The sequence below is a fragment of the Clostridium sp. FP2 genome, from assembly GCF_011065955.2.
Taxonomy (GTDB): Bacteria; Bacillota; Clostridia; order Clostridiales; family Clostridiaceae; genus Clostridium_AD; species Clostridium_AD tagluense.
Window position 1 is genome coordinate 4,822,897 of record NZ_JAAMNI020000001.1, and the last position, 22,318, is coordinate 4,845,214.

Annotated in this window: 23 protein-coding genes; 1 reads left to right on the forward strand and 22 read right to left on the reverse strand. The window is 31.9% G+C overall.

What is annotated here, in order from left to right; all coding sequences use genetic code 11:
• Nucleotides 1-13: 13 nt before the first annotated feature.
• From G9F71_RS22670 to G9F71_RS22755, 18 genes are all read right to left on the reverse strand, one after another.
• Complete coding sequence (locus G9F71_RS22670) at nt 14-886, reverse strand: NAD(P)/FAD-dependent oxidoreductase (RefSeq protein WP_164951506.1); 873 nt, start codon at nt 884-886, stop codon at nt 14-16.
• Between the two features lie 130 nt (nt 887-1,016).
• Nucleotides 1,017-1,334: a thioredoxin gene (trxA, locus tag G9F71_RS22675; RefSeq protein WP_125002962.1), complete on the reverse strand. Its 318-nt coding sequence runs from the start codon at nt 1,332-1,334 to the stop codon at nt 1,017-1,019.
• 198 nt (nt 1,335-1,532) lie between these two features.
• The gene (locus G9F71_RS22680; RefSeq protein WP_164951505.1) at nt 1,533-2,792 is read right to left on the reverse strand and encodes a hypothetical protein; all 1,260 of its coding nucleotides are present in this window, start codon (nt 2,790-2,792) and stop codon (nt 1,533-1,535) included.
• Between the two features lie 77 nt (nt 2,793-2,869).
• Entirely contained in the window at nt 2,870-3,853 is a 984-nt protein-coding gene (locus tag G9F71_RS22685; RefSeq protein ID WP_164951504.1) for a DUF4652 domain-containing protein, read from the reverse strand.
• Nucleotides 3,853-4,404 (reverse strand): RNA polymerase sigma factor, encoded by a 552-nt coding sequence (locus G9F71_RS22690; protein WP_164951503.1) that lies wholly within the window; start codon nt 4,402-4,404, stop codon nt 3,853-3,855. The genes G9F71_RS22685 and G9F71_RS22690 overlap by 1 nt, the downstream gene beginning before the upstream one ends.
• A gap of 410 nt (nt 4,405-4,814) precedes the next feature.
• The gene (gene citG, locus G9F71_RS22695; RefSeq protein ID WP_164951502.1) at nt 4,815-5,681 is read right to left on the reverse strand and encodes a triphosphoribosyl-dephospho-CoA synthase CitG; all 867 of its coding nucleotides are present in this window, start codon (nt 5,679-5,681) and stop codon (nt 4,815-4,817) included.
• Nucleotides 5,671-6,183, reverse strand: coding sequence for a citrate lyase holo-[acyl-carrier protein] synthase (citX, locus tag G9F71_RS22700; RefSeq protein ID WP_164951501.1), 513 nt, complete (start codon nt 6,181-6,183; stop codon nt 5,671-5,673). The genes citG and citX overlap by 11 nt, the downstream gene beginning before the upstream one ends.
• 6 nt (nt 6,184-6,189) lie before the next feature.
• Nucleotides 6,190-7,233 (reverse strand): [citrate (pro-3S)-lyase] ligase, encoded by a 1,044-nt coding sequence (citC, locus tag G9F71_RS22705; protein ID WP_164951500.1) that lies wholly within the window; start codon nt 7,231-7,233, stop codon nt 6,190-6,192.
• 163 nt (nt 7,234-7,396) lie between these two features.
• Nucleotides 7,397-8,935, reverse strand: a complete 1,539-nt coding sequence (gene citF, locus G9F71_RS22710; protein ID WP_125002948.1) for a citrate lyase subunit alpha — start codon at nt 8,933-8,935, stop codon at nt 7,397-7,399.
• A gap of 62 nt (nt 8,936-8,997) precedes the next feature.
• On the reverse strand, nt 8,998-9,870 hold the full coding sequence (locus G9F71_RS22715; protein ID WP_164951499.1) for an HpcH/HpaI aldolase/citrate lyase family protein: 873 nt from the start codon (nt 9,868-9,870) through the stop codon (nt 8,998-9,000).
• 12 nt (nt 9,871-9,882) lie between these two features.
• Nucleotides 9,883-10,146 (reverse strand): citrate lyase acyl carrier protein, encoded by a 264-nt coding sequence (gene citD, locus G9F71_RS22720; protein WP_164946758.1) that lies wholly within the window; start codon nt 10,144-10,146, stop codon nt 9,883-9,885.
• A 31-nt stretch (nt 10,147-10,177) separates the two neighbouring features.
• The gene (locus tag G9F71_RS22725; protein ID WP_164946759.1) at nt 10,178-10,735 is read right to left on the reverse strand and encodes a Fe-S-containing hydro-lyase; all 558 of its coding nucleotides are present in this window, start codon (nt 10,733-10,735) and stop codon (nt 10,178-10,180) included.
• A 24-nt stretch (nt 10,736-10,759) separates the two neighbouring features.
• Nucleotides 10,760-11,602 carry a fumarate hydratase gene (locus tag G9F71_RS22730; RefSeq protein ID WP_164946760.1) on the reverse strand — a complete coding sequence of 281 codons (843 nt, stop codon included), beginning with the start codon at nt 11,600-11,602 and terminating at the stop codon, nt 10,760-10,762.
• 104 nt (nt 11,603-11,706) lie between these two features.
• Nucleotides 11,707-12,948 (reverse strand): methylaspartate ammonia-lyase, encoded by a 1,242-nt coding sequence (locus tag G9F71_RS22735; protein WP_164946761.1) that lies wholly within the window; start codon nt 12,946-12,948, stop codon nt 11,707-11,709.
• A 47-nt stretch (nt 12,949-12,995) separates the two neighbouring features.
• Nucleotides 12,996-14,453 (reverse strand): methylaspartate mutase subunit E, encoded by a 1,458-nt coding sequence (locus tag G9F71_RS22740; protein WP_164951498.1) that lies wholly within the window; start codon nt 14,451-14,453, stop codon nt 12,996-12,998.
• 18 nt (nt 14,454-14,471) lie between these two features.
• Nucleotides 14,472-15,866, reverse strand: a complete 1,395-nt coding sequence (gene glmL / locus G9F71_RS22745) for a methylaspartate mutase accessory protein GlmL (RefSeq protein WP_164951497.1) — start codon at nt 15,864-15,866, stop codon at nt 14,472-14,474.
• Between the two features lie 60 nt (nt 15,867-15,926).
• Complete coding sequence (gene glmS / locus G9F71_RS22750) at nt 15,927-16,340, reverse strand: methylaspartate mutase subunit S (RefSeq protein WP_125002932.1); 414 nt, start codon at nt 16,338-16,340, stop codon at nt 15,927-15,929.
• 33 nt (nt 16,341-16,373) lie between these two features.
• Nucleotides 16,374-17,357, reverse strand: coding sequence for a GntR family transcriptional regulator (locus tag G9F71_RS22755; protein ID WP_258881065.1), 984 nt, complete (start codon nt 17,355-17,357; stop codon nt 16,374-16,376).
• A 248-nt stretch (nt 17,358-17,605) separates the two neighbouring features.
• Here G9F71_RS22755 and G9F71_RS22760 point away from each other — a divergent pair, with 248 nt between their 5' ends.
• Nucleotides 17,606-18,385: a DUF3048 C-terminal domain-containing protein gene (locus G9F71_RS22760; RefSeq protein ID WP_164951496.1), complete on the forward strand. Its 780-nt coding sequence runs from the start codon at nt 17,606-17,608 to the stop codon at nt 18,383-18,385.
• Nucleotides 18,386-18,502: 117 nt separating this feature from the next.
• Here the strand turns inward: G9F71_RS22760 and cwlD are convergent, their stop codons facing one another.
• From cwlD to rplM, 4 genes are all read right to left on the reverse strand, one after another.
• Nucleotides 18,503-19,225 (reverse strand): N-acetylmuramoyl-L-alanine amidase CwlD, encoded by a 723-nt coding sequence (gene cwlD, locus G9F71_RS22765; RefSeq protein ID WP_224626564.1) that lies wholly within the window; start codon nt 19,223-19,225, stop codon nt 18,503-18,505.
• 141 nt (nt 19,226-19,366) lie between these two features.
• Nucleotides 19,367-20,983 carry a Na/Pi cotransporter family protein gene (locus G9F71_RS22770; RefSeq protein WP_164951495.1) on the reverse strand — a complete coding sequence of 539 codons (1,617 nt, stop codon included), beginning with the start codon at nt 20,981-20,983 and terminating at the stop codon, nt 19,367-19,369.
• Nucleotides 20,984-21,332: 349 nt separating this feature from the next.
• Nucleotides 21,333-21,725, reverse strand: a complete 393-nt coding sequence (gene rpsI, locus G9F71_RS22775) for a 30S ribosomal protein S9 (RefSeq protein ID WP_125002924.1) — start codon at nt 21,723-21,725, stop codon at nt 21,333-21,335.
• Nucleotides 21,726-21,749: 24 nt separating this feature from the next.
• On the reverse strand, nt 21,750-22,184 hold the full coding sequence (rplM, locus tag G9F71_RS22780) for a 50S ribosomal protein L13 (protein ID WP_125002922.1): 435 nt from the start codon (nt 22,182-22,184) through the stop codon (nt 21,750-21,752).
• Nucleotides 22,185-22,318 lie beyond the last annotated feature (134 nt).

Genomic DNA, 22,318 nt, shown 5'->3' on the forward strand with positions numbered 1-22,318 from the left:
TGGCTGCCTAAATTTAATTCTTAGCTGAATCTAAATATGAAACTGCCGATAATGCAGCTACAAGACCCTCACCCGCTGACTTCATATACTGATATGGCTTTCCAGTGCAGTCTCCTGCAGCATAACACCCTTCTATGTTTGTTTGCATATTCCTATCTACTTTTATATGCCCTTCTTCTATCTCAAGCCCCGGAACTAATTGGCTTGGAGATAAACTATCTCTTAGCATGAAAATTCCATCTGTAATTATTTCACCATGCTCTAAAACAATTTTAGTTACCCTATCAACACCTACTATTTCTAGAGGTTTATGATTTATTATCTCTACATTAGGATTTAGTTTATATTCCCCTCTGTACATTGGAACATAATATGTTTTTCCACATAATTCACTGACAAAATTAGTTTCTTCTTCACTTTCTTTGTTATATCCTACTACAACAACTGTCTTACCTTTATACAATGGAGCATCACAGGTAGCACAGTAACCTACTCCTTTTCCTAATAACTTTTCTTCTCCTTTTAATGGTTTGCCATATTCTATACCTGTAGCTAAAATTATTGATTTAGCCTCATATATTTTATCATTTACCATTAATGCAAAGTAATCTCCCATAGCGTAAACATTATTTATTCTCTCATTTACAATAACTATGCCCATAGCTTCAATATGTTCTGCAAAGTGGTTTTTAAGCTCTTTTCCTGTAAGATTATAAAACCCTAAAAAATTATTTACCTTTGGTGCTTTTACTAGTTTTGCACTTAATTCTTTACTTCCAAAAAGTATTATGTTTTTATTTCTAATTTTAGCATTAATAGCTGCTTCGAGACCTGCTGGCCCTGTACCAATTATAGCTATATCATATCTTTCTCCTGTTTCTCCCATTATTTTCCTCCTTATAAAGTCTATAATCCATAAAATGGAGATAGTTATTTCAAATTATAAAAATTTAAATAACTTACCTCCAAAATATTTCTATTAATTATCATCCTTAAAACTGAAATGTAGTTGAATTTTATAAATTTCTTTGGATTATTTTCTTTATGTCAGCTTTAGGTCTAAATCCTACCATAGTCTCTTTAACTGTCTCTTTATTAAAAACCATAACCGTTGGAATGCTTGCAATTCTATACTTAGATGAAATCATTGGACTTTCATCTACATTAACTTTTGCAAATTTAACTTCTTTTCCCATTTCTTTTGCTAATTCTTCAATTACTGGACTTAACATTTTACAAGGTCCACACCAAGGTGCCCAAAAATCAACTACAACTATATTATCTGAATTTCCAATTTCCTCATCAAAATTTTTATCATTAACTTCTTTAATCATATTATTACCTCCAGTTGTTATACCCCATCAGGGTATATTCTATAGTATTATTGTATACCTTATTATGTGACTAGTCAATAATATTTTAAATTATTATTTGTTAAAATTAGGTTTTTAGCTAGTCTGACAAAGTTGTAAAACAACTATTACATATTTCAGAGTTAGTATACCCAAATTCAAACACAAACATGTCTTTCGCTACTTTAACATATTTTGCACTATATCATTATTATATTGTGAATCCGGAAATTGTTTTATTAATTTTTCTGCGTATCCCTTAGCTTTCACTACATCTATGTCTTTATTTATAAAAATTAAATTATATAAAATTTCCTCAGCATAACTTCCCTCAGGGAATTGTTTTAAGCTAAGTTCATAGTATATAACAGCATTTTCAAATTCAGAACTAGACTTATAACTCAATGCTAACATATAAATTATATGCTCTTTTAAATAATTTCCTTCAGAGTATGGTAATGCATATAAAAAATATTTTTCAGCTTGGATGAAGTTTTTATCTTCCATAAACTTTACGCCTTTTTCATAAAAATATACTATTCCATCACTCTTAATAATTTCTTCGGCTTTTACTATAAGTAATTTATCATTCATTTCTAACTCAGCATTCTTCCACTGATTTACATACTCAATAATTTGCTCCATATTGTTAGTATTTATAGCCTCTGAAAATTTTCCCTGTGGAAATTTTAGCTTTTCTTTGGGCTTATTTTCTTTAGGTTTATTTTCTTTAACCTTATTTTCTATAGGTTTCAATTCATTTCCACTTGTAGTTTTCTTATCTGACTGAATTTTTCCTTCAATTTTTTTTATGCCTATTATTAGAGTGTTTTTCATTTTATACCCATATGTCTTACCAACAAATAAAACAAGTATAATTGAAACTACACTAGCAGTTACTATAAATATCTTTTTATAGTTTGTTTTTCTTTTTAAGTTGCCATATTCTATTAGGGTTTTTTTATTCATAATGGCTGCTGTATTTTTTTTATCTGTTTTTAAAACATCCAGTATATAAGGTAGTGCTTTATCATATTCTCCTTGCTTTATATAACAAAGGCTAACAAGGTTATTAACATTTATAAAATTAAAATGACTATTTTCACATTGCTTAAGAGCCTCTAAAGCACCAGATATATCAAAACGCTTCATTAAATCCAAGGCATTAATATACAATTGTAAATTTTCCTTATCACGTATACTATCCTTTAAATATTTTTTTGATACTTTATCATTATTTCTTTTATAATTTATGTTCCACATTTTTTTAGCATTTTCTAAATCACCTTTTAAATAATATAAAATACCCTTCAAATTTAAAGCTGCAGCATTTGTAATATTTAGAGCAATGCTTTTTTCACAAAGAACTACTGCTTTGTCTATATATCCATCATTATATTTATTCATTGCTTTTACATATATTTTTCCCGATTTATCCATATTTTCACCTTTTATTTCACATATTTAAGAGCAATCTAATTATATCACAAAATAGAAAAGTATATATTACTACAACTTCATTTCTCCTCACTTATGGTTTCCATATTCACTAGTTTGTCTAATTCTAACAAAGTCATCTTCCCTACGCCTTTATGAAAAGTATTATAAGTATCATCATTATAAATTAACAATTGAAATATTAAGTCATTCTTAACCTTTTTAAAATCCAATATTTGATGTTTCCCATCTGCTTCCTTATATAGCGTAGAAAGCTGGCCCGTATTAACATCTAAGCTATAAACTTCTGAACCATATTCTATGGTACCCTCTCCAAAACCAGCCACAATTATTAAATGTTCACTATCCCACCATTCTATAAGCATTGGAGTGTATTGTCTCTCATTATTAATAACCTCATACTTCACTATTTCATTTGTAGTCATGTTTTTAATATAAGCTGCATGTATCCCAAAATCCACATCACGTTCTGGTTTTATATCTATGGCCGCAGACCTTTTTCCATCCCCAGAGTTTTTCCAATTCATTTTATAATCTGGGAGTGCCTGTTTTGTTATTATGCTACTCTTAAAATCCATTGCTGTGCTGCTATGGCCAATAACCGTGTCACTTTTTTTAGAAGCTTCTTTTTCGCTTGAATTATTAATGACTGTGGTTTTTTTTGAGGTTGCATTATTAAAGTTTACTCCACCAAAGCCCTTTAACATCATTGGAATAATTACTATCATAGCCATAACAGCTACTGCATATGATAAATATCTATTTTTGTATTTTTTAAAATTGTATAAAATTTTATTGGAGGTCTTTTTACTATATCTATTTTTATCTATAGAATTAATTATACTAGCCCTTGACCTATTAAATTCTATACCATCTATTGATAAAACCATCTTAAAATCTCTATCTATTTTAATCTCTTCCTCATACAGCCTCCTGCAACTTTCGCATCCATTCATGTGCTTTTCTATTGCAATTTTTAAATCATTTGAAATGTTTCCTAGTACATACTCTTCTAATCCCTTTTTAAATATATTACAATTCATTATTTACACCCCTTTACCTTTTGAGATATAAAAGTTTTGAAATTTTGTCTACTCCTATAGTATTTCCGTTTTACATTAGATTCTGTCATTTCCATAATTTGCGACAAATCATAAAATGAAAGGTTTTGTGAATATTTTATAGTTAGTATTTGTCTATCTACTTCATTTAAACTATTTAAATATTCTTCTACATTTTCTTTAGTTTCCATGAATTCTGCAGACTGTTCTGGTGACATTTCTTTTGATATAATGTTTGGTATATCCTCTATGTTTGATTCATACACCCTTTTATATTTTCGTATATAGTCAATAGATTTATTTTTAGAAATCTGAAGTAACCAATTTATAAATTTATAGGTTTTATCATAAAGATAAAGTTTGTTGTACACTGTAATAAAAACCTCTTGAGTTATATCCTCTGAAGCTTCTTTATCCTTTATCATATTATAGATAAACCTTAAGACTATACCTTCATATTTGTTAACTAATATATTAAAACTATCAACATTTCCGTCTAATATACTTCCAATTAGATTTGAATCTTCCCCCACTTGAATTTCCCCCTTTGGATGGAATTAGTGTTAATACTTTATATACGTTTCAAAAAACTAATAGTGACAGAGAAAAGTATATATTACTACAACTTCATTTCGCTTTGCTAAGGAATTCTAAACGAATTTTAATTGAGAATTACTAACGCTTGCTCAAATGAAGTTTACGTAATATATACTTTTCTCACCCATGAAGATTGAAAGATGCACAAAATTTTAAATCTTTCATATTATGCTGTTGATAGCAATAATATAAGGATGTCCTATGCGTAAAAGAAATGTATTTTATGTTTTAATAATTTTACTAGTTATGACTTTTCCATTTTTATATTATAAGTATATATTTTTTTTAAAGTTACCCACAATTTAAATTCTAAAAATAGTTTATCCACAAAAATCCTGCACACTTGTTATAAACTAGTAAAATACTCCTCTATTGAATTAAAGAATACAGTTATGGCTAGTAGGTCTGCGGATCCTCCTGGACTTATGTTTCGTTTTATAAATTCACTATCTAGCGCATCTATTGATGCTTTTCCAATTTCCGTGGCCATTCCACCTATTGAGATTATATGTTTTGCTTTTTGTTTTACTTCATTTAGTGTGTCCATTGAATGTCTGTGAAGAACATTAGAATCCTCACAAAATTGCATAATGGATATGAGAGTATGTATTAATCTATCATTTAATTTTAAAGCACTATTTTCTTTATATACTTTAAGTGAATAATCAAATACTATAGGAATTCCGCTCTCCACTTGGCCTCTTATTCCTTCAACCTTATATTTTAGAAATAACTTCTCACCATAGCTTTTTACTTTATCTTTATCCATATAGCATAGTTCGTCCACAACGAGGCCTTTAGTCATTTGTTTTATTATATCTTGAATTTCATAAAAATTTTTCTTATCATACATAGCTTTACTCACAGCTGCACAACTTATCCCTAAAAGAAAAATCATGCCTTTGTGAGTGTTGACACCCTTTGTACCTTTAAACATTTCACTCTCAGCTTCTATTCCTATATTTCGAATAGCCACAAATATTTCTTTAGGAGTTTTCTTTGAGTAACCCTCCTGCGCAAATAGTACCATATACTTACTTAGAATAGAGGTACTTTTAATAAAAGAGTAATGATCCATATCTATATGGGCTCCCTTTGATATAGATGACACTAGCCCCGGTGATGGATATGAAGCCACCTCACATAGCATTGCCTCAATTGCAAAGGCTGATATAGCGAAAGCCTCCTTGGATATTAAATATTTATTTTCCATAAAACTTCTCCATATACTCTGCAAATTTACTTTTAATAAATCCTTCAACTTCTTTTTTGCTGTGTTTTTTGCTTCTTACACAATTATGAGCTACATCATCGCATATATAGCATTTCCTCATACCTAAGCCGAAATCTTTTCTACTAATGCCCTTACCCTTTTCATCATATACATCTATGTCTACACATCTGCCTAAAAGGTGCTTATCTTCTATATCAAGTGTCATTGCTTTAATATCTCTTGCCCTCTTATTTATAGACATAATAACAAGAGGACCTTCTGCAGTTGTGGTCATTATTTTATACTGAATAGAATAAGAAAACATTTCACTAATAATTTGCTCTATAATCACAGTTATTTCCTTAGAAAAATGATTATCCTTGTTAATACCTGGATAGTTTACTCTTATAACTAGTATTGGCATCTTATATCTTTCAACTAGTCTTTCTTGAAACTCGATTCTTCTTTCTCTACCTATTAATATATCTTCTGCTGTATACATATCATGTTAATGGGGCGCATGGCTAAACTTAATCCGTCCCATTATCTCCTTTCCTACCTTAGTATTTAAAAATTCCCAGGTTGAACTAGGAACTATATGCTTAATATCCCCTATTTTCCCCTCCACAATTAATTTTCTAACCTTTGAAGCACTTATAACCTCCCCCATGAGAGCCCTTCTTTTCACCTCTATAACTTCTACTCCATAGGTAGGCAGAATTTCCTTTAAAGCGTCATTATAAGCATTTGTAACTTCGCAATATGGTTCTTCTCCTATAAACCTTTTAGTTATATTTAGAGTTTTGCAAAAATATCTTCCGAAAACCGATGCATCTAGGGTTGTATAAGCCTTTAGTATCTCATCTTTTCTCCTTAAAAAATAGGTTGGGAATGTAGCTTCTGAAATAATGTACTCTCCCCCTTTAATAACTCGTACATTATTTAAATGGGAGACCCCTTCTTTAACCATATTATATCTATGAATAAATGGAAATGAGGACTTGTCTTCCTCAACTATAAATACCAGTACCTCTGTCGATTGCTTTGCAGCCTCTTCTATCAAATACCGATGTCCTAAAGTGAAGGGATTACAATTCATAACTATTGCAGATTTGATAGTGGCTCCATCTATATTATATTCCAATTGCAGACGCTTTAAATATTGTGATATATCATATATTCCACTCTCAAGGAGAGCTACATTTTCTATTTTATCTATAAGTTTGTATCCAAGGGAGGTAAATATATCTATGTTTTCTACCTTTGTGAAGATAAAACTATGATAAGTACCTTCCTCAAAAAGTTTATCCGCTACTGCTCCCATAAGTATAGCTGATACTCCAGTTCCTCTTAAATCATCTGACACTGCAAAACATTTAAATACGTTTTTTGACTTAGAGCAAGTAGCTTTAATCTCTCCATTTTGCCTAATAACTATAGTATAATCCACGTTATCATCAAGTAGTAATTGAAAGCTTTGTAAAAAGTCCCTTACTTCCTTTACTCCATCTTCATCTTTTAGATTAATTCTCTCCACGTTAAATCCGTACATAGAAGTCCTCCTTGTAAATATTATAATTTACCTTAATATATATTATATATTTATTGCACTGCAAAGCCAATATATAGTTTTATTATTCAATTGTTCTTTACTTAATAATTCCCCTCAAATAAAATAAAGCTGAAAATTATTATTTCCAGCTTTATTTTATGCTTTATAGAGGTTTTCTAACCACATCTATTACGGAACCATCTCTATATTCTATAACTGCAACTATTTGATCTGTTAGCTTAATTTCCTTTGGTTTACCTGTCATTTTTTCAGCTATTATTTTAAGCTGTTCAATTGTCATTATAGGAAGATTAGTTTTCTTTAATTTTTCAATTATATCTAGTCTCTTTGGATTAACGGCTATTCCTCTTTCTGTTACAATAACATCAATACACTCCCCGGGAGTTGTTATTGTAGTTACCTTATCTTTTATAATTGGAAGTCTTGCTTTCATTAATTGTGTAACAATTATTGTAAGCTTAGCTCCCGCTGCTGTATCACTATGGCCTCCAGAGCCACCCATTATGGCACCATCTGAACCAGTTGTTACATTAACATTAAAGTTTGTATCTATCTCTGTAGCACCTAAGATAACTATGTCTAGGTTATTTACAACAGCGCCCTTATTATCTGGATTTCCATACATGGACGCTGACATTCTTTGATGTTTATGTGAACTTACATAGGACTGTACTGCCTGCAAGTCAAAACATTGTACATCAAATAAAGATCTAAATAACCCTTCTTTAAACATATCTACAATATATCCAGTTATTCCGCCTGAGGCAAAACTTCCAACTATACTATGCTGCTTCATATATTTTCTTAGTTCTGCAGCTACAGCCAGGGAAATCCCACCTGCACCTGTTTGAAAGGACATTTCATCTTTAACAAGCCCTGTTGCCACCATAACGTCACTGGCCATTTTAGCTATTTTAAGCCCCACTGGATCATTAGTAATTTGTGTTGTTCCAGATACTATTCCAGCTGAATCACCAATAGAATCTACCTTTAGAACATAATCTACATATATCTGACTAATTTCTATAGGACATGTTGGATAAGGCACCAAATTATCTGTTATAGCTACCACCCTATCTGCACACTGGGCATCAGATATTGCATAGCCTAGAGCTCCACAAGCTGATTTCCCATATAATCCATTAACATTTCCATAGGTGTCTGCTGTAGGGGCTGCAATGAAAGCTACATCTATATGTAAATCTCCACTTTCTATTGCTCTAGAACGTCCACCATGAGTATGCATTATCACTGGTGTTTTTAATATTCCTCTAGAAATTTCTTGTGCCACAGGACCTGACATATAGTTAGTAACTATTTTTGTAACTACACCATTTTTAATGTGCTCAATTAAAGGCGAATGGTTTGGGAAAATAGAACTCACTGCAACAGTAAGATTCTTTATGCCACGACTTGCAATTGCTTGCACAACTAAATTTAGTACGTAGTCACCATTCCTTAAATGATGATGGAAAGAAATAGTCATGCCATCCTTTATTGCAACCCTGTCTAAAACTTCCTCTATACTACTTAAAACTTTTTTATCATTTGGAGTTACTGAGTTTACTTTCACTTCTTTTTTTATTTTAATGCCACCATTTTTAAATGCACCTTCAAAGGTCCTTACTTCTCCATACCCTTCTATATATTCAGGTATTTCTCTCCCTAATATATTCTTCATTACTATCACCTCAATTAACTAATCCACTAAAATAGATTTTTGAAAAGCTTTTAACCATACTTTTATACAATACCTAAAAGCTTTGCTAGTTCTACTGTGTTTTTAGCTCTATTTATAACTGGAGCATCTACCATTTTTCCGTCTAAGGAAAATACTCCTTTTCCTTCACTTTCTGCTTCTTCCATAGCTGCAAGCACCCTTTTAGCATGTTTTATTTCTTCCGCATTTGGAGCAAATACAGAATGAATAGTATCAATATGTTTTGGACTTATTGCAGCTTTTCCTGTAAGTCCTAAGCTCTTAGCTTTCCTTGTGTCTTTTTCTAATCCTTCAAAATCAGTGGTATCTGTAAATGGAGTATCTATAGAATCCACCTTCATTGTTCTACATGCAATTGCTACTTGGTTTCTTGCGTAGAAGATTTCTTCTCCTTCTTTGGTTCTTTTTATTCCTAAATCTGAAGTTAAATCTTCTCCTCCAAGTAAAATAGCAACTATTCTATCACAAGATTTTATTATGCTATAAACATTTTGAAGACCATAAGCTGTTTCTACTATGGGAATTAATTTTATACTTCCCACAGCGAAACCTTCTTGCTTTTCTATATTTATAAGCATTTCATCTATAGTTTTAAGTTCTTCTTCTGTAGCTTTTGGAATCATTAATGCATCTGGTTTAACTCTTGCGATTACATCAATATCCTTTTGTGCAAATTCAGTAGTAATTGGATTTACCCTTACTACCAGTTCTACATTACTATAATCTACATTTTTTATTGCTTCTCTTACTAAAATTCTAGCACTGTCTTTTTCTGTTAAACTTACAGCGTCCTCTAAATCTAATATGATTGAGTCTGCACCTAGAATTCCTGCATTCTGAAGCATTCCTGGATTATTCCCAGGCATAAAAAGCATAGTTCTTCTCAACCTTTTCATACAAATCACCTCTTATTGCGCTCTTTTTGTAGCAGTTTCTATTCTCGCTTTTATTGTATAGTTTAATGCACCCTTATCTTGAGCACTTACTATTATATTTTTAACTTCTAATTCCACAAGAGTATCCAGTATTACTTTTTCTATTTCTTCTCCAAATTGTTTCATAACAATGCTTTGAAGATTTATTTCAATACCGCCCTTAGGGTTTGGCATAATCATTACATATATATCGTTAGATTCCATTGTTCCCGCTTTGGCGGGTTTATTTATTTCCATGGTATCACCTCACACAAACTTTAAGTTAATTTTATTTTACACTTTCTAAATAAGCATTTTGTCCTTGTTTATATAGATTGTTACCTTTACTATCTATTACTACAACTATAGGTAAATCCTCTACTTCAAGTCTTCTTATAGCTTCAGAACCTAAATCCTCATAGGTTACTATTTCTGCACTTTTCACACATTTGCCTATTAGAGCTCCTGCTCCACCAATGGCTGCAAAATATACAGCACCATTTTTAATCATAGAGTCTACAACCTCTTGTGATCTGAGTCCTTTACCTATCATTCCTTTTAATCCTTTTTCTAAAAGCTTTGGAGCGTACGCATCCATTCTATAGCTTGTAGTTGGTCCTGCTGATCCAAGTGCCATTCCTGGCTTTGCTGGAGTTGGTCCAACATAATATATAACTGCATCTTTAACATCTATTGGAAGCTTCTCTCCCTTATCTATAAGGTCCACCAGTCTTTTATGCGCCGCATCCCTAGCTGTATATATTACACCAGATAATAACACACTGTCTCCTGCTTTTAAATCTTTAACCACATCTTTTGTAAGTGGCGTAGTTATTCTTTTCTCCATAAAATTCTCCTCCCCTTATCATTATTAAAGCTCTGCACTGGCATGTCTAGCAGCATGACAGTTTATATTTACCGCCACTGGTAGCCCTGCTATATGAGTTGGATAAGTTTCGATATTAACAGCTAAGGCTGTAGTTCTTCCACCAAAACCTTGAGGTCCTATACCTAGCTTATTTATTTCCTGCGTAAGCTCTTTTTCAAGATCTGCATAAAAAGGATTTGAGTTTGCCTGATCAGTTGGTCTAACTGCTGCTCTTTTAGCAAGGTTCGCTGCTTTATCAAAAGTTCCACCTATACCTACTCCTACAACTATTGGTGGGCATGGATTAGGACCAGCTTCTTTTACTACTTTTAAAATAAATTCCTTAACACCTTGAAGTCCATCTGAAGGTTTTAACATTTTAATCTGACTCATATTTTCTGAACCAAAGCCCTTTGGAGCTACAGTTATTTTTAATTTATCTCCAGGAACTATATCATAGTATATAACCGCTGGAGTGTTATCTTTTGTATTTACTCTGTTAATTGCATCTTTAACTACTGACTTTCTTAAAAAGCCCTCTTCATATCCTGCTGCTACGCCCTTATTAATAGCTTCTTCGAGACTTCCACCTACTATATGAACCTCTTGGCCAAGCTCTATAAATACACAAGTCATACCTGTATCTTGACACATTGGCATTTTTTCATTTTTAGCTATATCTGCATTTATTAAAATCTTATCTAAAATACCTTTAGCTATATCCCAAGTTTCCTTTTCTCTAGCCTTTTTTAATTGGTTTCTTATATCATCAGAAAGATAGTAATTAGCATCTATACATAAATTTTTTATTGTTTTTGTTATTTCAGCTACATTTATTTCTTTCATTTTATCCTCCTTTTAATCATCTACTGCGAAGCTGTAATATTTAAATATGGGAAGAGGCAGTTTATGCAAACCGCCTCTATAAGTTATCTTCCCAAATTAATTGTTTATTTTTTTCTATTAACTAGAGCTACAACTCTATTCATTTCATTATTAACTATCATATACCCTTCATCTACACCCATACCTGGTTTTGCTAAGCATTGATCTGCTCCACAACCCATAGCTATGTTTGTGCACACTTCTGCAGATCTGTTAGTTTCATTACATGTTCCACCACAGTATGCTCCACGTCCTTGTTTTTTGCAATATAGTATAGCTTCAATTATATTGTTAACTCCACCTAAGTCTGGTGTTTTTATTTGAAGCATGTGTCCTGATTTATTATCTGCAAATAATACTACATCTTCATAAGTATTGCACCATTCATCTGCAACCAGTTCTACATTAATTTTTCTATTATCTAGTTCTGTTGTTAAATCTCTTAACGCTTCCATTTGTCTTTCTCTATGTTCAACATCCATTGGTCCTTCAATTCTCAAATGGAATGGCTTTGCAGCTTCTTCGAGAGTTGCTATATAATCTGCCATAGCTTTTGTATCATTATTAAACGCAACTCCTATTGTTCCATATACATCAATGTGGAATATCGGATTATAGTTTTTATCAGTTCTTAATTTTAATACTCTAGCACTTAACCACTGCACATAAGCAAGTAATTTTTCACCCTTAAGTCCTAATTTTTCTTCTACATTGTTTATTAGTGCATGAGGCATTACGTCTGCGCCTTTAATTATCATTTTATCTGAGCTATTATATCTATCATCACCTGATTGGGTGAAAATAGCAATTCTCTTAATATCCACTCCAGTTTTGTATTCATCGCGTACAATTTCAGCCATAGTTACTTTTTTAGCTTTTGCTACAGCATCTAGAATAGCTTGTGTTATTCCATATCTTATTGCTGTATGAAGTCTTTTACCGTTAACCAACATGTGGTCAAACTCTTCTGCCAGTGTTTTAAAGTTTTCTAAACTTCTACCTATTAGTTTTGGTGCTATTTCTTTTTCTATAATTGGTATAAAATCTTTTGATAGAAATAATGGATCCCGTCCGCCTGCTCCTGAATATTGTACTGCTGCACAATCTCCATAAGCTACCTGACCATCTTCTAGTATAATCATTACTGATATTGATTCTCCTGCTTGTCTTATAGATGTAAATCCTTCTGTTACTGGCTCACCTACATATGTAAAACCGTCATGTGCTGCACCTTTTTTTATAGCTCTTTGGTCATCAAAGTAAAATCCTGTTCTTCCTGTTGAACATAATACATCAATAATTTTCATAATATACACCTATCCTTCTATAATTTTTTAATGCTATTTAACAGTATTTATTTTTTCTCTGGTCTTCCTATAAGTACACCTTTTCCTACTGCGAATATATCATCTATTGTCATTTGGAAACTTACATCTCTATTTTCAAATTTCGCTCTATCTTGAAGTTTTTTCATATTGAAATTTATTAATTCCTGTGTAAATGGAATGTTACCAAATTTTAGATATCTTATTGCTCCATTATTATCTCTTGCAGGCATCATTTTACCAGCATTAAATTTACTTGGTGCAAATGGAACATCAATGATTCCCATAGCAAATCCTTTAACTGATCCTATAGCAAGGTCTCCTTTTCCAATTTCATATATCTTATCTATCATGCACTTTGTTTCAGCTTTTATTACTTCTATTTCTGTTTTTAATTCCTGAGACATAGGCAACCTTTGTCCTCTTAATAAGTTTAAAGTCATCTTTGTAGCCTTTATGCCCTGGGCATTGGCTTCTTTAGTAGGAATACCTATAGCTTCATGAGTGGTTTTAACTATTACTTTTGTTGCTCCTGCAAGTGCAGCTGTGGCAGCTCCTGTAGATATAACTCCAAAAGCTTGTGCTTCATCCGCCGGGAACCCTCCCATCCATTGATGTAAAACTGTTGTTAAGTATATATCTTTATAGCCACTCGCTTTTAAATATTCGTCGCATTGCTCTTCTAAAGCTCTTATAGCTGCTACGTCCTGTATTAAATTTCCGCACTGACCATATCCAACTGTAAGGTTTTTAACTCCTTGTTCTGCTGCAAGTAGTGATTCTATTATTGCAATTGCATTTGAGGTACTAGGTGGAACTAAGGTTCCTGTTAATGGTCCAAAAGGTTCTCTATTTATTGAAACTCCTTGTTCTTCATAAAAGCCAACAAGTCTATCACAATACTGCCAATCTAGAATTGTTTTTCCCAGTGTTGCATTTTTAGCGTATGGAATATTATAGGAAATACCGCCACCTTCATTTGAAGTCCAACCTGAAGCATGTGTTATTTCAGCAAGAAGCCTTCCATCTGGAGTACCATGTCTTGATTCTAACGGATTATTTATTGCTTCAAAAACTTGTCTACAGCCTTTGACTCCATGATTAACGCCTGGAAATCCGTTTAGAAGAGATCTTCCTTCACTCATACTTTCCTTAATTCCTATTTCACATTCATCATATCTATTTTGTCTTGTATAACTATCTATTGTTGATGGTAGTAAATCTGCTCCACCTTCTGTCTCTAAAAAGTTTAGGAGTTCGATATGCTTATCAATTAATGCAACACCCGCTCTTGGTTGTGCAAGGGTTATACCTTCTTCTTTAGCTTTAATTAATTTTTTCGCAAAGTTTTTGTGATCAGGAATTTTTTTATTGTATTCTATAGCTTCTTTTAAATCTACATCTTTTCCTGTTGGCCATTGGCTTAACACTTCTTTTCTAACCTCAAAGAACTCTTCATTAGTCCATTTTTTATTTCTTAATTCCACTAAAATTCCCCCTAATAATTATACTTGCACTAAATATTTTTTCATAATTCTAACAGCCTTGTCTGGATAATCCTTAGCTAATAGTCCCATAGCTGATAATATATAAGTTTTATCAAGCAAATAAGCTGCATGACGTGGCTTTAAATACGTTGGATCTTCTTTATTAAAAGCCCCTGATTTTAAAATATCTTGTGGTTTTTCGCTATGTATTAATACCCCACCTGTACCTATGATATACTTTACTTCCATAAGGTCTTTTCCTATTTGAGTATACATAGCGCCCATAGGTGTGAGTGTGTGTTCAATAGTACCTACATGCCTCTCCATAGATAGCTCAGTAGCTACTTTCGCCATAGCCTCATCAAAATCTATTTCTTCCTTAGTTTCCGGAACCATCTTTATATGTTCTATTCTATATTTACAATTTGCATCAATATCAATTTTTCTTTCCGTGTCCCCTAGATATTTCCTCAGTTTTCTGCTACCAGCTGCTTCTCTTAGTGAAATTGCAGAATATCTCATACCAAGGTCACCCTCAACAGTTCTTTTAGCAAATGGTTCCTCAAGGCCTCTTACTGTAACTCCCGCTTTTGTAGGTTCTCCATCTGCTATAGAATGTACGTCTGTAGTTGCTCCACCAATGTCGATAACTATTAAATCTCCTAGTCCGCTTTCTTCATCACTGCCTTCGCTTAATATCCTTGCAGCCTTTAGAACTGCTGCCGGCGTTGGCATTAAGATACCTTTTACTAACTCTTCTGCATTGCTAAGCCCTTTAGCATCAATTATTTTTTCCATAAAGACTTTTCTAATTTCTTCGCGAGCAGGCTCTACATTTAGTTTACTTAACTGTGGCATCACATTACTTGTAATTGTAAAATACATTTTAGCCTTTGTGAATATTTCTCTTATTTCATCACTTGCTACTTTATTTCCAGCTACTACTATTGGTAATTTAACTCCATTTTCAGCTAACATTTTTGCATTGTGAATTATGCAATCCTTATTACCACCATCAGTTCCACCTGCAAGAAGTATTATATCTAAGTCTGAATTTTTAATTTCTTCAATTTCAGTAAGGGTTAATTCATAGCTATATACTTTAAGTACCCTAGCTCCAGCTCCGAGAGCCGCTCTTTTTGCAGCTTCTGCAGTTAAATCTGGCACTAGGCCTATAGCTATCATTTTGAGACCTCCTGCTGCTGACGAGCATGCTAACTTATTAATAAAATTAACATTTTTGTCTTTTAGTATTCCTTCTATTTTCGAATAAGCTTTGTCATAGCCTATCATTATATTATCTTCAATTGTGGTTATGTCTTTCGCTGTAGCAATTATTTCTTCTTTTTCAATATCTACAACGGTTAGTTTAGTGTATGTACTTCCAAAATCTACAAGTAAATATGCATCCACTTATATCACTCCTATTGATTTTATAATATCCCTACCTATTCTAGAATAGGCGTATCTATTTTAGAATAGACCTAATGCTTCTTTTAAATCATGTATTGTTGTTTCTAGAGATGTTCCTGGTGGATATACCTTGTTAAATCCCATTGCCGTAAATCTACGGTGGACGTCATCCCAATTTTGTTTTCCTACAACTATGTTTCCACCTACAAATAGCAATATGTCATTTAACCCTGCTTCATCACATTTTTCTCTGATGCCTCTGCAATCGATTTCTCCATGGCCGTATAGAGAAGATACTATTATTACATCTGCATTAGTTTCAACAGCTGCATTGATAAAATCTTCTTGTGGAGAAAGAACTCCTATGTTTATAACATTAAAACCAGCTTCCGTTAGTGCATAATCTAAAATTTTATTGCCAACAGCATGACAATCTGACCCTATTACTCCTAGAATTAAAGTCTTTTTCTCCATTTTTAAAAGCCTCCTAAATAATTTTTTATAATATTATTTTTTGAACTTTATTTCAATAATCTTTGACCTAAGCGCTTTTACTGAGCCATCATCTAGACTATATAGAAATTCAATTATTTCCTTATCGCTTACATTTGCACTTTTAACGTCTTTATATCTACCTGGAGATACTATCATAACATCTGATTTTCGAATTATATCCACAAGTTCATCATCATCATTAGTATTGGAGTATGTTATATCAACTTCAGATAACCCTGCCTTTTCCAAAGCTCCATTAATTTTAAATATAAATTCTTCAGAAATACATACAAACCCGAATTTTGTATTTAAAGGATATCTTGCAATTTTAACTATAGGTTCTAAATTTGGAGTTATAGCAACTCCTAAAATCTCTTTATTAAGATCAGCAGTTAGATTAGTCACTTCATTAATATGATTAAAAGTGGTTATTATAAACTCAGCCATTTCAATCTTTTCTTTAGTATCCTTGTCCATCTTTAGTAAATCGTTTATAGTCAAAGATATTACATTCATATTACTATTTTTACTAAGTTGACTACTAAACATTTTAGCTTGTTCTATATTGCACTCAACGTATATTGCTTCAATTTTATTCATTATCTGTCTTTTTTCATTTACTCTTTGATTTACTATGTCTAAAAATTCCTCTGGTTTCATTCCAATTTCCAGAGCTTCTTCTAGTCCTAAATCAACGAATTTCATTATCTTATTTTTGATACTTAGGCTTTCCCAAGATATAGATTCTTCAACTACAAAAGTTCCTTTCCCTTGATAGGATTTTAATGCCCCATCTTGTTCCAAGTCATTATATGCAGTGCTTACAGTATTCCTACTTACATTTATTCTCTGAGACAATTCTCTTTCTGTTGGCAATTTTGTCCCAACCTTGAGAGATCCTTTTTTTATTTCATCCATGATTTGATTTTTAACTTGAATATAAAGGGGTACTCCATTTTTTTTGTTTATTTCGATGTTAATAAAAATCCCTCCCAAAGCATATTGGATTAATGGACTAATCCACTACCATGATTATGATACCATGTGGACTAGTCCATTTCAATGATTGTATTATTACCATTTAGTGTAATTATTACTGTTATGGCTTATTTAAGCCCTATTATCTAGCTTAGCCTTACGTTTAATACTATTTTCAGTAAACTTGATAAGGGTTTCATGTTTGTGGTTATATTTTCTAAATAAGATTATTAAAATAGTATATATGAATGCTAAGGGGGACCCTTATGGTAAAGAAACATTTTTCTATTGTTATATATCTTTTAATTGCAATTTTGATATTAATTCTTTCAATATTTATTTATAGGATTATTACACATATTTCTTATGTTCATGTAAATAATGAAATAGCCATCTCAAAATATACTGGTGAAAGAATAAATAATTCATATTCTAAAAAATCTTCAAAAATTGCTACTTATATTAATACTAGTAAGGGTGGACCACTTATAGGCCTTAGTAGTGCAGATGTGGTTCTTGAGTTCCTCAGTAACTCCTCTGGCATAACTTATAAAGCTATCTTCAATCAAGATGCAGCTAAAAATATTAGTGGAACTGTTAGCCTAAAAGACTATTCTAATTCCTATCTACCAAAATTTAATTTTTCTAATAATATTGCAATAGCAGACATCAATAGTAGGAACGCAATAAATATTTTTATAACTTTCAATGAAGGTTCATCCTCAAATTTTTTATATCAAAATGGAGAATACTATCATTATAGAGGTCTGAATATTGACAAAGACAATATTTCTCCTGTAAAGTTTTCTAATGTTATTGTACAATTTATTCACGGTACCATTATAAGCGATGAAACCTTAACTTCATCTGAAAATCAGGGCACTGGATTGTTATTTTGCGCCGGAGTGGCTCAAGATATTAAATGGAGCAGAAAAAAAAGTTCTCCCATAAAAATTAATGATAAGGAAGGGAGAGAAGTTTCACTAATGCCTGGACCTACCTGGTGGATTTTCATTGATAAAGACTGCTCTGTAGCCTACGATTAATAATTAAATCATCAACTACGATGCTGTTAAATTGGCACTATCATAAAAGTCCAATTCAATCAAAAAGACATATTCTTAAAATAATATGTCTTTTTTCCTTAGATCTTATTATAATTATTACTCTTTGTACGTACTATTATAAAACTCCCCTATAGATTTGCTTATGGACTCTGCAATTTTTTGTTGATATTCATCCGACTTTAATTTTTGTTCCTCTTCATAATTTGATAAAAATCCGCATTCTACTATAACACTTGGCATAATGTCATTCTCCCTTAATATCCTATAAGCATTTTTAGCAGGCTTCTGGACTCTCTTATTACTAGGATCTAAATCTATTCTAAGGTTTTTCTGAGTTACAGCAGCTAAAATAGAACTATCTTTATAATTCGAGTACCATACTTGCGCTCCATAGTATTTACTCTCCGTAAAATAATTTAAATGAATACTAATAAGCATATCACAATTACTAGATTTCTTTAAATTACATCTTTTTTTCAAATCTTCAGTGTAACTTTCTCTTATAGTTCCACTTCTTGAATAAAGTCCTGTGTCCTCTTCTCTTGTCATAACTACCTCATAGCCTAACTTTTGTAATTTTTCTTTAAGCTTTATTGCTATGCTTAAATTAATGTTTTTTTCTAGAGTGCCATTTTTAGAACTTGTTCCACCATCCATTCCCCCATGACCTGCATCAATGAGTATTTTTTTACTCCCTACTTGTAATTTTTCATTATTCATAGTTTGTTTGACAAAGCTTAAATTTACTACCATAAAGCTTACCATTGCTACAACGATTACTATTACAATAGATATTAATTTATTATTTCTGTATTTCAATGCACCCACCCTCTTATTTATTCCTACCGTTAATTTTATTCACCTTGTAGCATATTTAGTATTATTTCTATAGGTCTTCGCGCCATGACGCAAAAAAAACACCCACCAAAAATTCTAGCGGTTGCTTTTCCTTTTCTATGTTTATTTATTTATTACTACTTCCGCAATATTTGTTGCATGATCTCCGATTCTCTCAAAATTACTAATCATATCTAAAAACATAGTTCCAACTGTAGCGCCGCAAATCCCATTATTTAATCTTCTTATATGGGATAACCTTAATTCCTTTTCTAAGCTATCAATTCTATTTTCTATTACCATTATAGATTCCGCTTTTAGAATATCATTATTTTCAAAACTCTCAATACTAATCTCTAAAGCATAGACTATGTATTTATACATTCCATCTAACTCCTGCATAGCATCCTTAGAAAAATCCAAATTCTTTTGGATCTTTTCACTAGTTATATCTACCAAGTTTTCAGCATGATCTCCAATACGCTCTATATCATTTACTACATTGAACATAGAAGTTACTATTTTAGTTTGTTGTTCTGATAATTCTGTTGTGGATAGCTTTACTAAATAGGATGTAATTTCGTGTTCAAGTAGATTTATTAATTTTTCATTTTCATAAACAGTTTTTATACTACTTTCATTATTGTTAATAAAACATTCCATGGCAAGTTGTACATTTGCTTTTGCAAGGTTTGCCATTCTAACAACCTCTTTTGTAGCTTGCCCAACTGCAATTACCGGTGTCTCTAATAGTCTGTCATCTATATACTTAACATCCATTGTTAGAACTTCATCTTCTCCTGGTATTATTTTATTAACAAGTAAAACCAGATATTTTATAAATGGCACCATAATTATTGTATTTGATATATTAAATATAGTATGGGCATTTGCAATTTGTCTTTTTATATCTCCAGCTCCATCTGGCGATATACTTTGTACAAACATTATCAGTGGATTTATTAATGGAATAAAAATTAAGGTACCAAATATGTTAAAGAATAAATGTATTAATGCTGCTTTTTTTGCTGTTTTAGAGGTTCCTATACTTGATAATAAAGCAGTTATACATGTACCTATATTATTACCAAATAAAATTGGAACTGCTACTCCCAGAGGTAATGCTCCAGTAGATGCTAAGGCCACTAAAATACCAGTGGACGCAGATGAACTTTGAATTACTGCAGTCATAAGTGCGCCGGTTAAAATTCCTAAGAGCGTATTTCCTTCTAATTTCATTATTAAAGTCGCAAAAGCTGGAGACTGCGCTAGTGGAGACATAGTATCCTTCATTAACTCCATTCCTAGAAAAAGAATACCAAAACCTAATATAATATTCCCTATTTCTCTACCTTTTTTACCTTTTGAAAATATTATTGTTAAAGAACCTATTCCTAAAAACATTGGTATTATATTATCAAGTTTAAATGCAATTAACTGTGCGGTTACAGTAGTTCCAATATTAGCTCCCATGATTACTGCTGCTGCCTGATATAAGTTCATAAGGCCTGCATTAACGAACCCTACTACCATTACTGTAGTAGCGCTACTGCTTTGAATAACTGCTGTTATTGCAGCTCCTGTTGCTACTCCTTTGATCGGATTAGATGTTATTTTTTCAAATATCTTTTTAAGTTTTTCACCAGAAGTATTTGCAAGCCCATCCCCCATCATCTTCATTCCATACAAGAATAGCCCTAGCCCTCCAAAGAGCCCTATAACCATATTTATAACATTCATAAAATCCCTCCATATTTAAACTTATCATAAGTATTTTAATCATTCATGTAAATAATACTATAAGTTAAACTATATGTTATGTAATCTTCACTACATTTAACATAAACTTTAATATTATTAACATAAACATAACATAAGGAGGATTTACTTTTTCACTATACTAATATATTGAATTTTATACCAGTTTTCCCTTGCTAATAACTTTGCAAAGTCTTATATAGAATAAAATATCCCTAGGATCAAGTGTAAGTGTTATCCACAATCATTTGCCCAAGCTATTTCTTATATAATAAAAAAAAGGAATATACACTTATTAATAAGTGTATATTCCCTCTTGCAAACAAAAATATTATCTCTTTGAGAACTGAGATGCTTTTCTTGCTTTTTTAAGACCGTATTTCTTTCTTTCTTTCATTCTTGGATCTCTTGTTAAAAATCCTGCTTTTTTAAGTTCTGGTCTTAAAGTTTCATCAGCTTTAAGTAGTGATCTTGAAATACCATGTCTTATTGCACCGGCTTGACCTGTATATCCGCCACCGTGTACATTAACCAATATATCGAATTTATCTTTAGTTCCAGTTAACACTAATGGTTGGTTAACTATAAGCATTAAAGTTTCTAATCCGAAATAATTTTCTATGGCTCTTTTGTTTATAACAATTTTACCTTCTCCAGGTATAAGTCTAACTCTCGCAACTGATTTCTTTCTTCTTCCTGTTCCTATATATTGAACTTTTGCCATTATATTTACTCCCTCCTAACCTGATTAGTATTTAAGCACTAATGTTTCTGGATTCTGTGCTTGGTTCTTATGTTCTGGTCCTCTGTAAACAGTCATTTTTTTAGCTGTTTGACGACCTAATGGTCCCTTTGGAAGCATTCTTCTTACTGCTTCTTCAAAAATAAACTCAGGTTTTTTAGCTAATGCTATTCTATATGGAACTTCTTTTAATCCACCTGGATAAAAAGAGTGATGTCTTAACATTTTTTGGTCTAATTTCTTACCAGTTAAAACGATCTTATCAGCGTTTATTACAATTACAAAATCACCTGTATCAACGTGTGGTGTAAATGTTGGTTTATGTTTTCCTCTTAATATTGAAGCTATTTGACTCGCTGCTCTTCCTAAAACTTTTCCTTCTACGTCGACAACGAACCATTTTCTTTCTACTTCTGCTGGTTTTGCTAAGTATGATTTCATTATTTTCCCTCCCTGAACTTTTAACAATTGAATTTCTATGCTAAAGATCCGGGGCTAGTGGATCTTATACACGATAGTTTATACAAACATTAATAATTATAATACATTCTACCGGGTGTGTCAATGATTTTACA

Bases quoted from the DNA above. Each gene is read 5' to 3' on its own strand.
- G9F71_RS22760 (WP_164951496.1), top strand. From the start codon at position 17,606: ATGGTAAAGAAACATTTTTCTATTGTTATATATCTTTTAATTGCAATT.
- G9F71_RS22735 (WP_164946761.1), bottom strand. From the start codon at position 12,948: ATGAAAATTATTGATGTATTATGTTCAACAGGAAGAACAGGATTTTAC.
- citX (WP_164951501.1), bottom strand. From the start codon at position 6,183: ATGTATACAGCAGAAGATATATTAATAGGTAGAGAAAGAAGAATCGAG.
- G9F71_RS22730 (WP_164946760.1), bottom strand. From the start codon at position 11,602: ATGAAAGAAATAAATGTAGCTGAAATAACAAAAACAATAAAAAATTTA.
- rpsI (WP_125002924.1), bottom strand. From the start codon at position 21,725: ATGGCAAAAGTTCAATATATAGGAACAGGAAGAAGAAAGAAATCAGTT.
- G9F71_RS22770 (WP_164951495.1), bottom strand. From the start codon at position 20,983: ATGAATGTTATAAATATGGTTATAGGGCTCTTTGGAGGGCTAGGGCTA.
- glmS (WP_125002932.1), bottom strand. From the start codon at position 16,340: ATGGAGAAAAAGACTTTAATTCTAGGAGTAATAGGGTCAGATTGTCAT.
- G9F71_RS22685 (WP_164951504.1), bottom strand. From the start codon at position 3,853: ATGAATTGTAATATATTTAAAAAGGGATTAGAAGAGTATGTACTAGGA.
- citC (WP_164951500.1), bottom strand. From the start codon at position 7,233: ATGTACGGATTTAACGTGGAGAGAATTAATCTAAAAGATGAAGATGGA.
- citF (WP_125002948.1), bottom strand. From the start codon at position 8,935: ATGAAGAATATATTAGGGAGAGAAATACCTGAATATATAGAAGGGTAT.
- citG (WP_164951502.1), bottom strand. From the start codon at position 5,681: ATGGAAAATAAATATTTAATATCCAAGGAGGCTTTCGCTATATCAGCC.
- G9F71_RS22715 (WP_164951499.1), bottom strand. From the start codon at position 9,870: ATGAAAAGGTTGAGAAGAACTATGCTTTTTATGCCTGGGAATAATCCA.
- G9F71_RS22680 (WP_164951505.1), bottom strand. From the start codon at position 2,792: ATGGATAAATCGGGAAAAATATATGTAAAAGCAATGAATAAATATAAT.
- rplM (WP_125002922.1), bottom strand. From the start codon at position 22,184: ATGAAATCATACTTAGCAAAACCAGCAGAAGTAGAAAGAAAATGGTTC.
- G9F71_RS22725 (WP_164946759.1), bottom strand. From the start codon at position 10,735: ATGGAGAAAAGAATAACTACGCCACTTACAAAAGATGTGGTTAAAGAT.
- trxA (WP_125002962.1), bottom strand. From the start codon at position 1,334: ATGATTAAAGAAGTTAATGATAAAAATTTTGATGAGGAAATTGGAAAT.
- citD (WP_164946758.1), bottom strand. From the start codon at position 10,146: ATGGAAATAAATAAACCCGCCAAAGCGGGAACAATGGAATCTAACGAT.
- G9F71_RS22670 (WP_164951506.1), bottom strand. From the start codon at position 886: ATGGGAGAAACAGGAGAAAGATATGATATAGCTATAATTGGTACAGGG.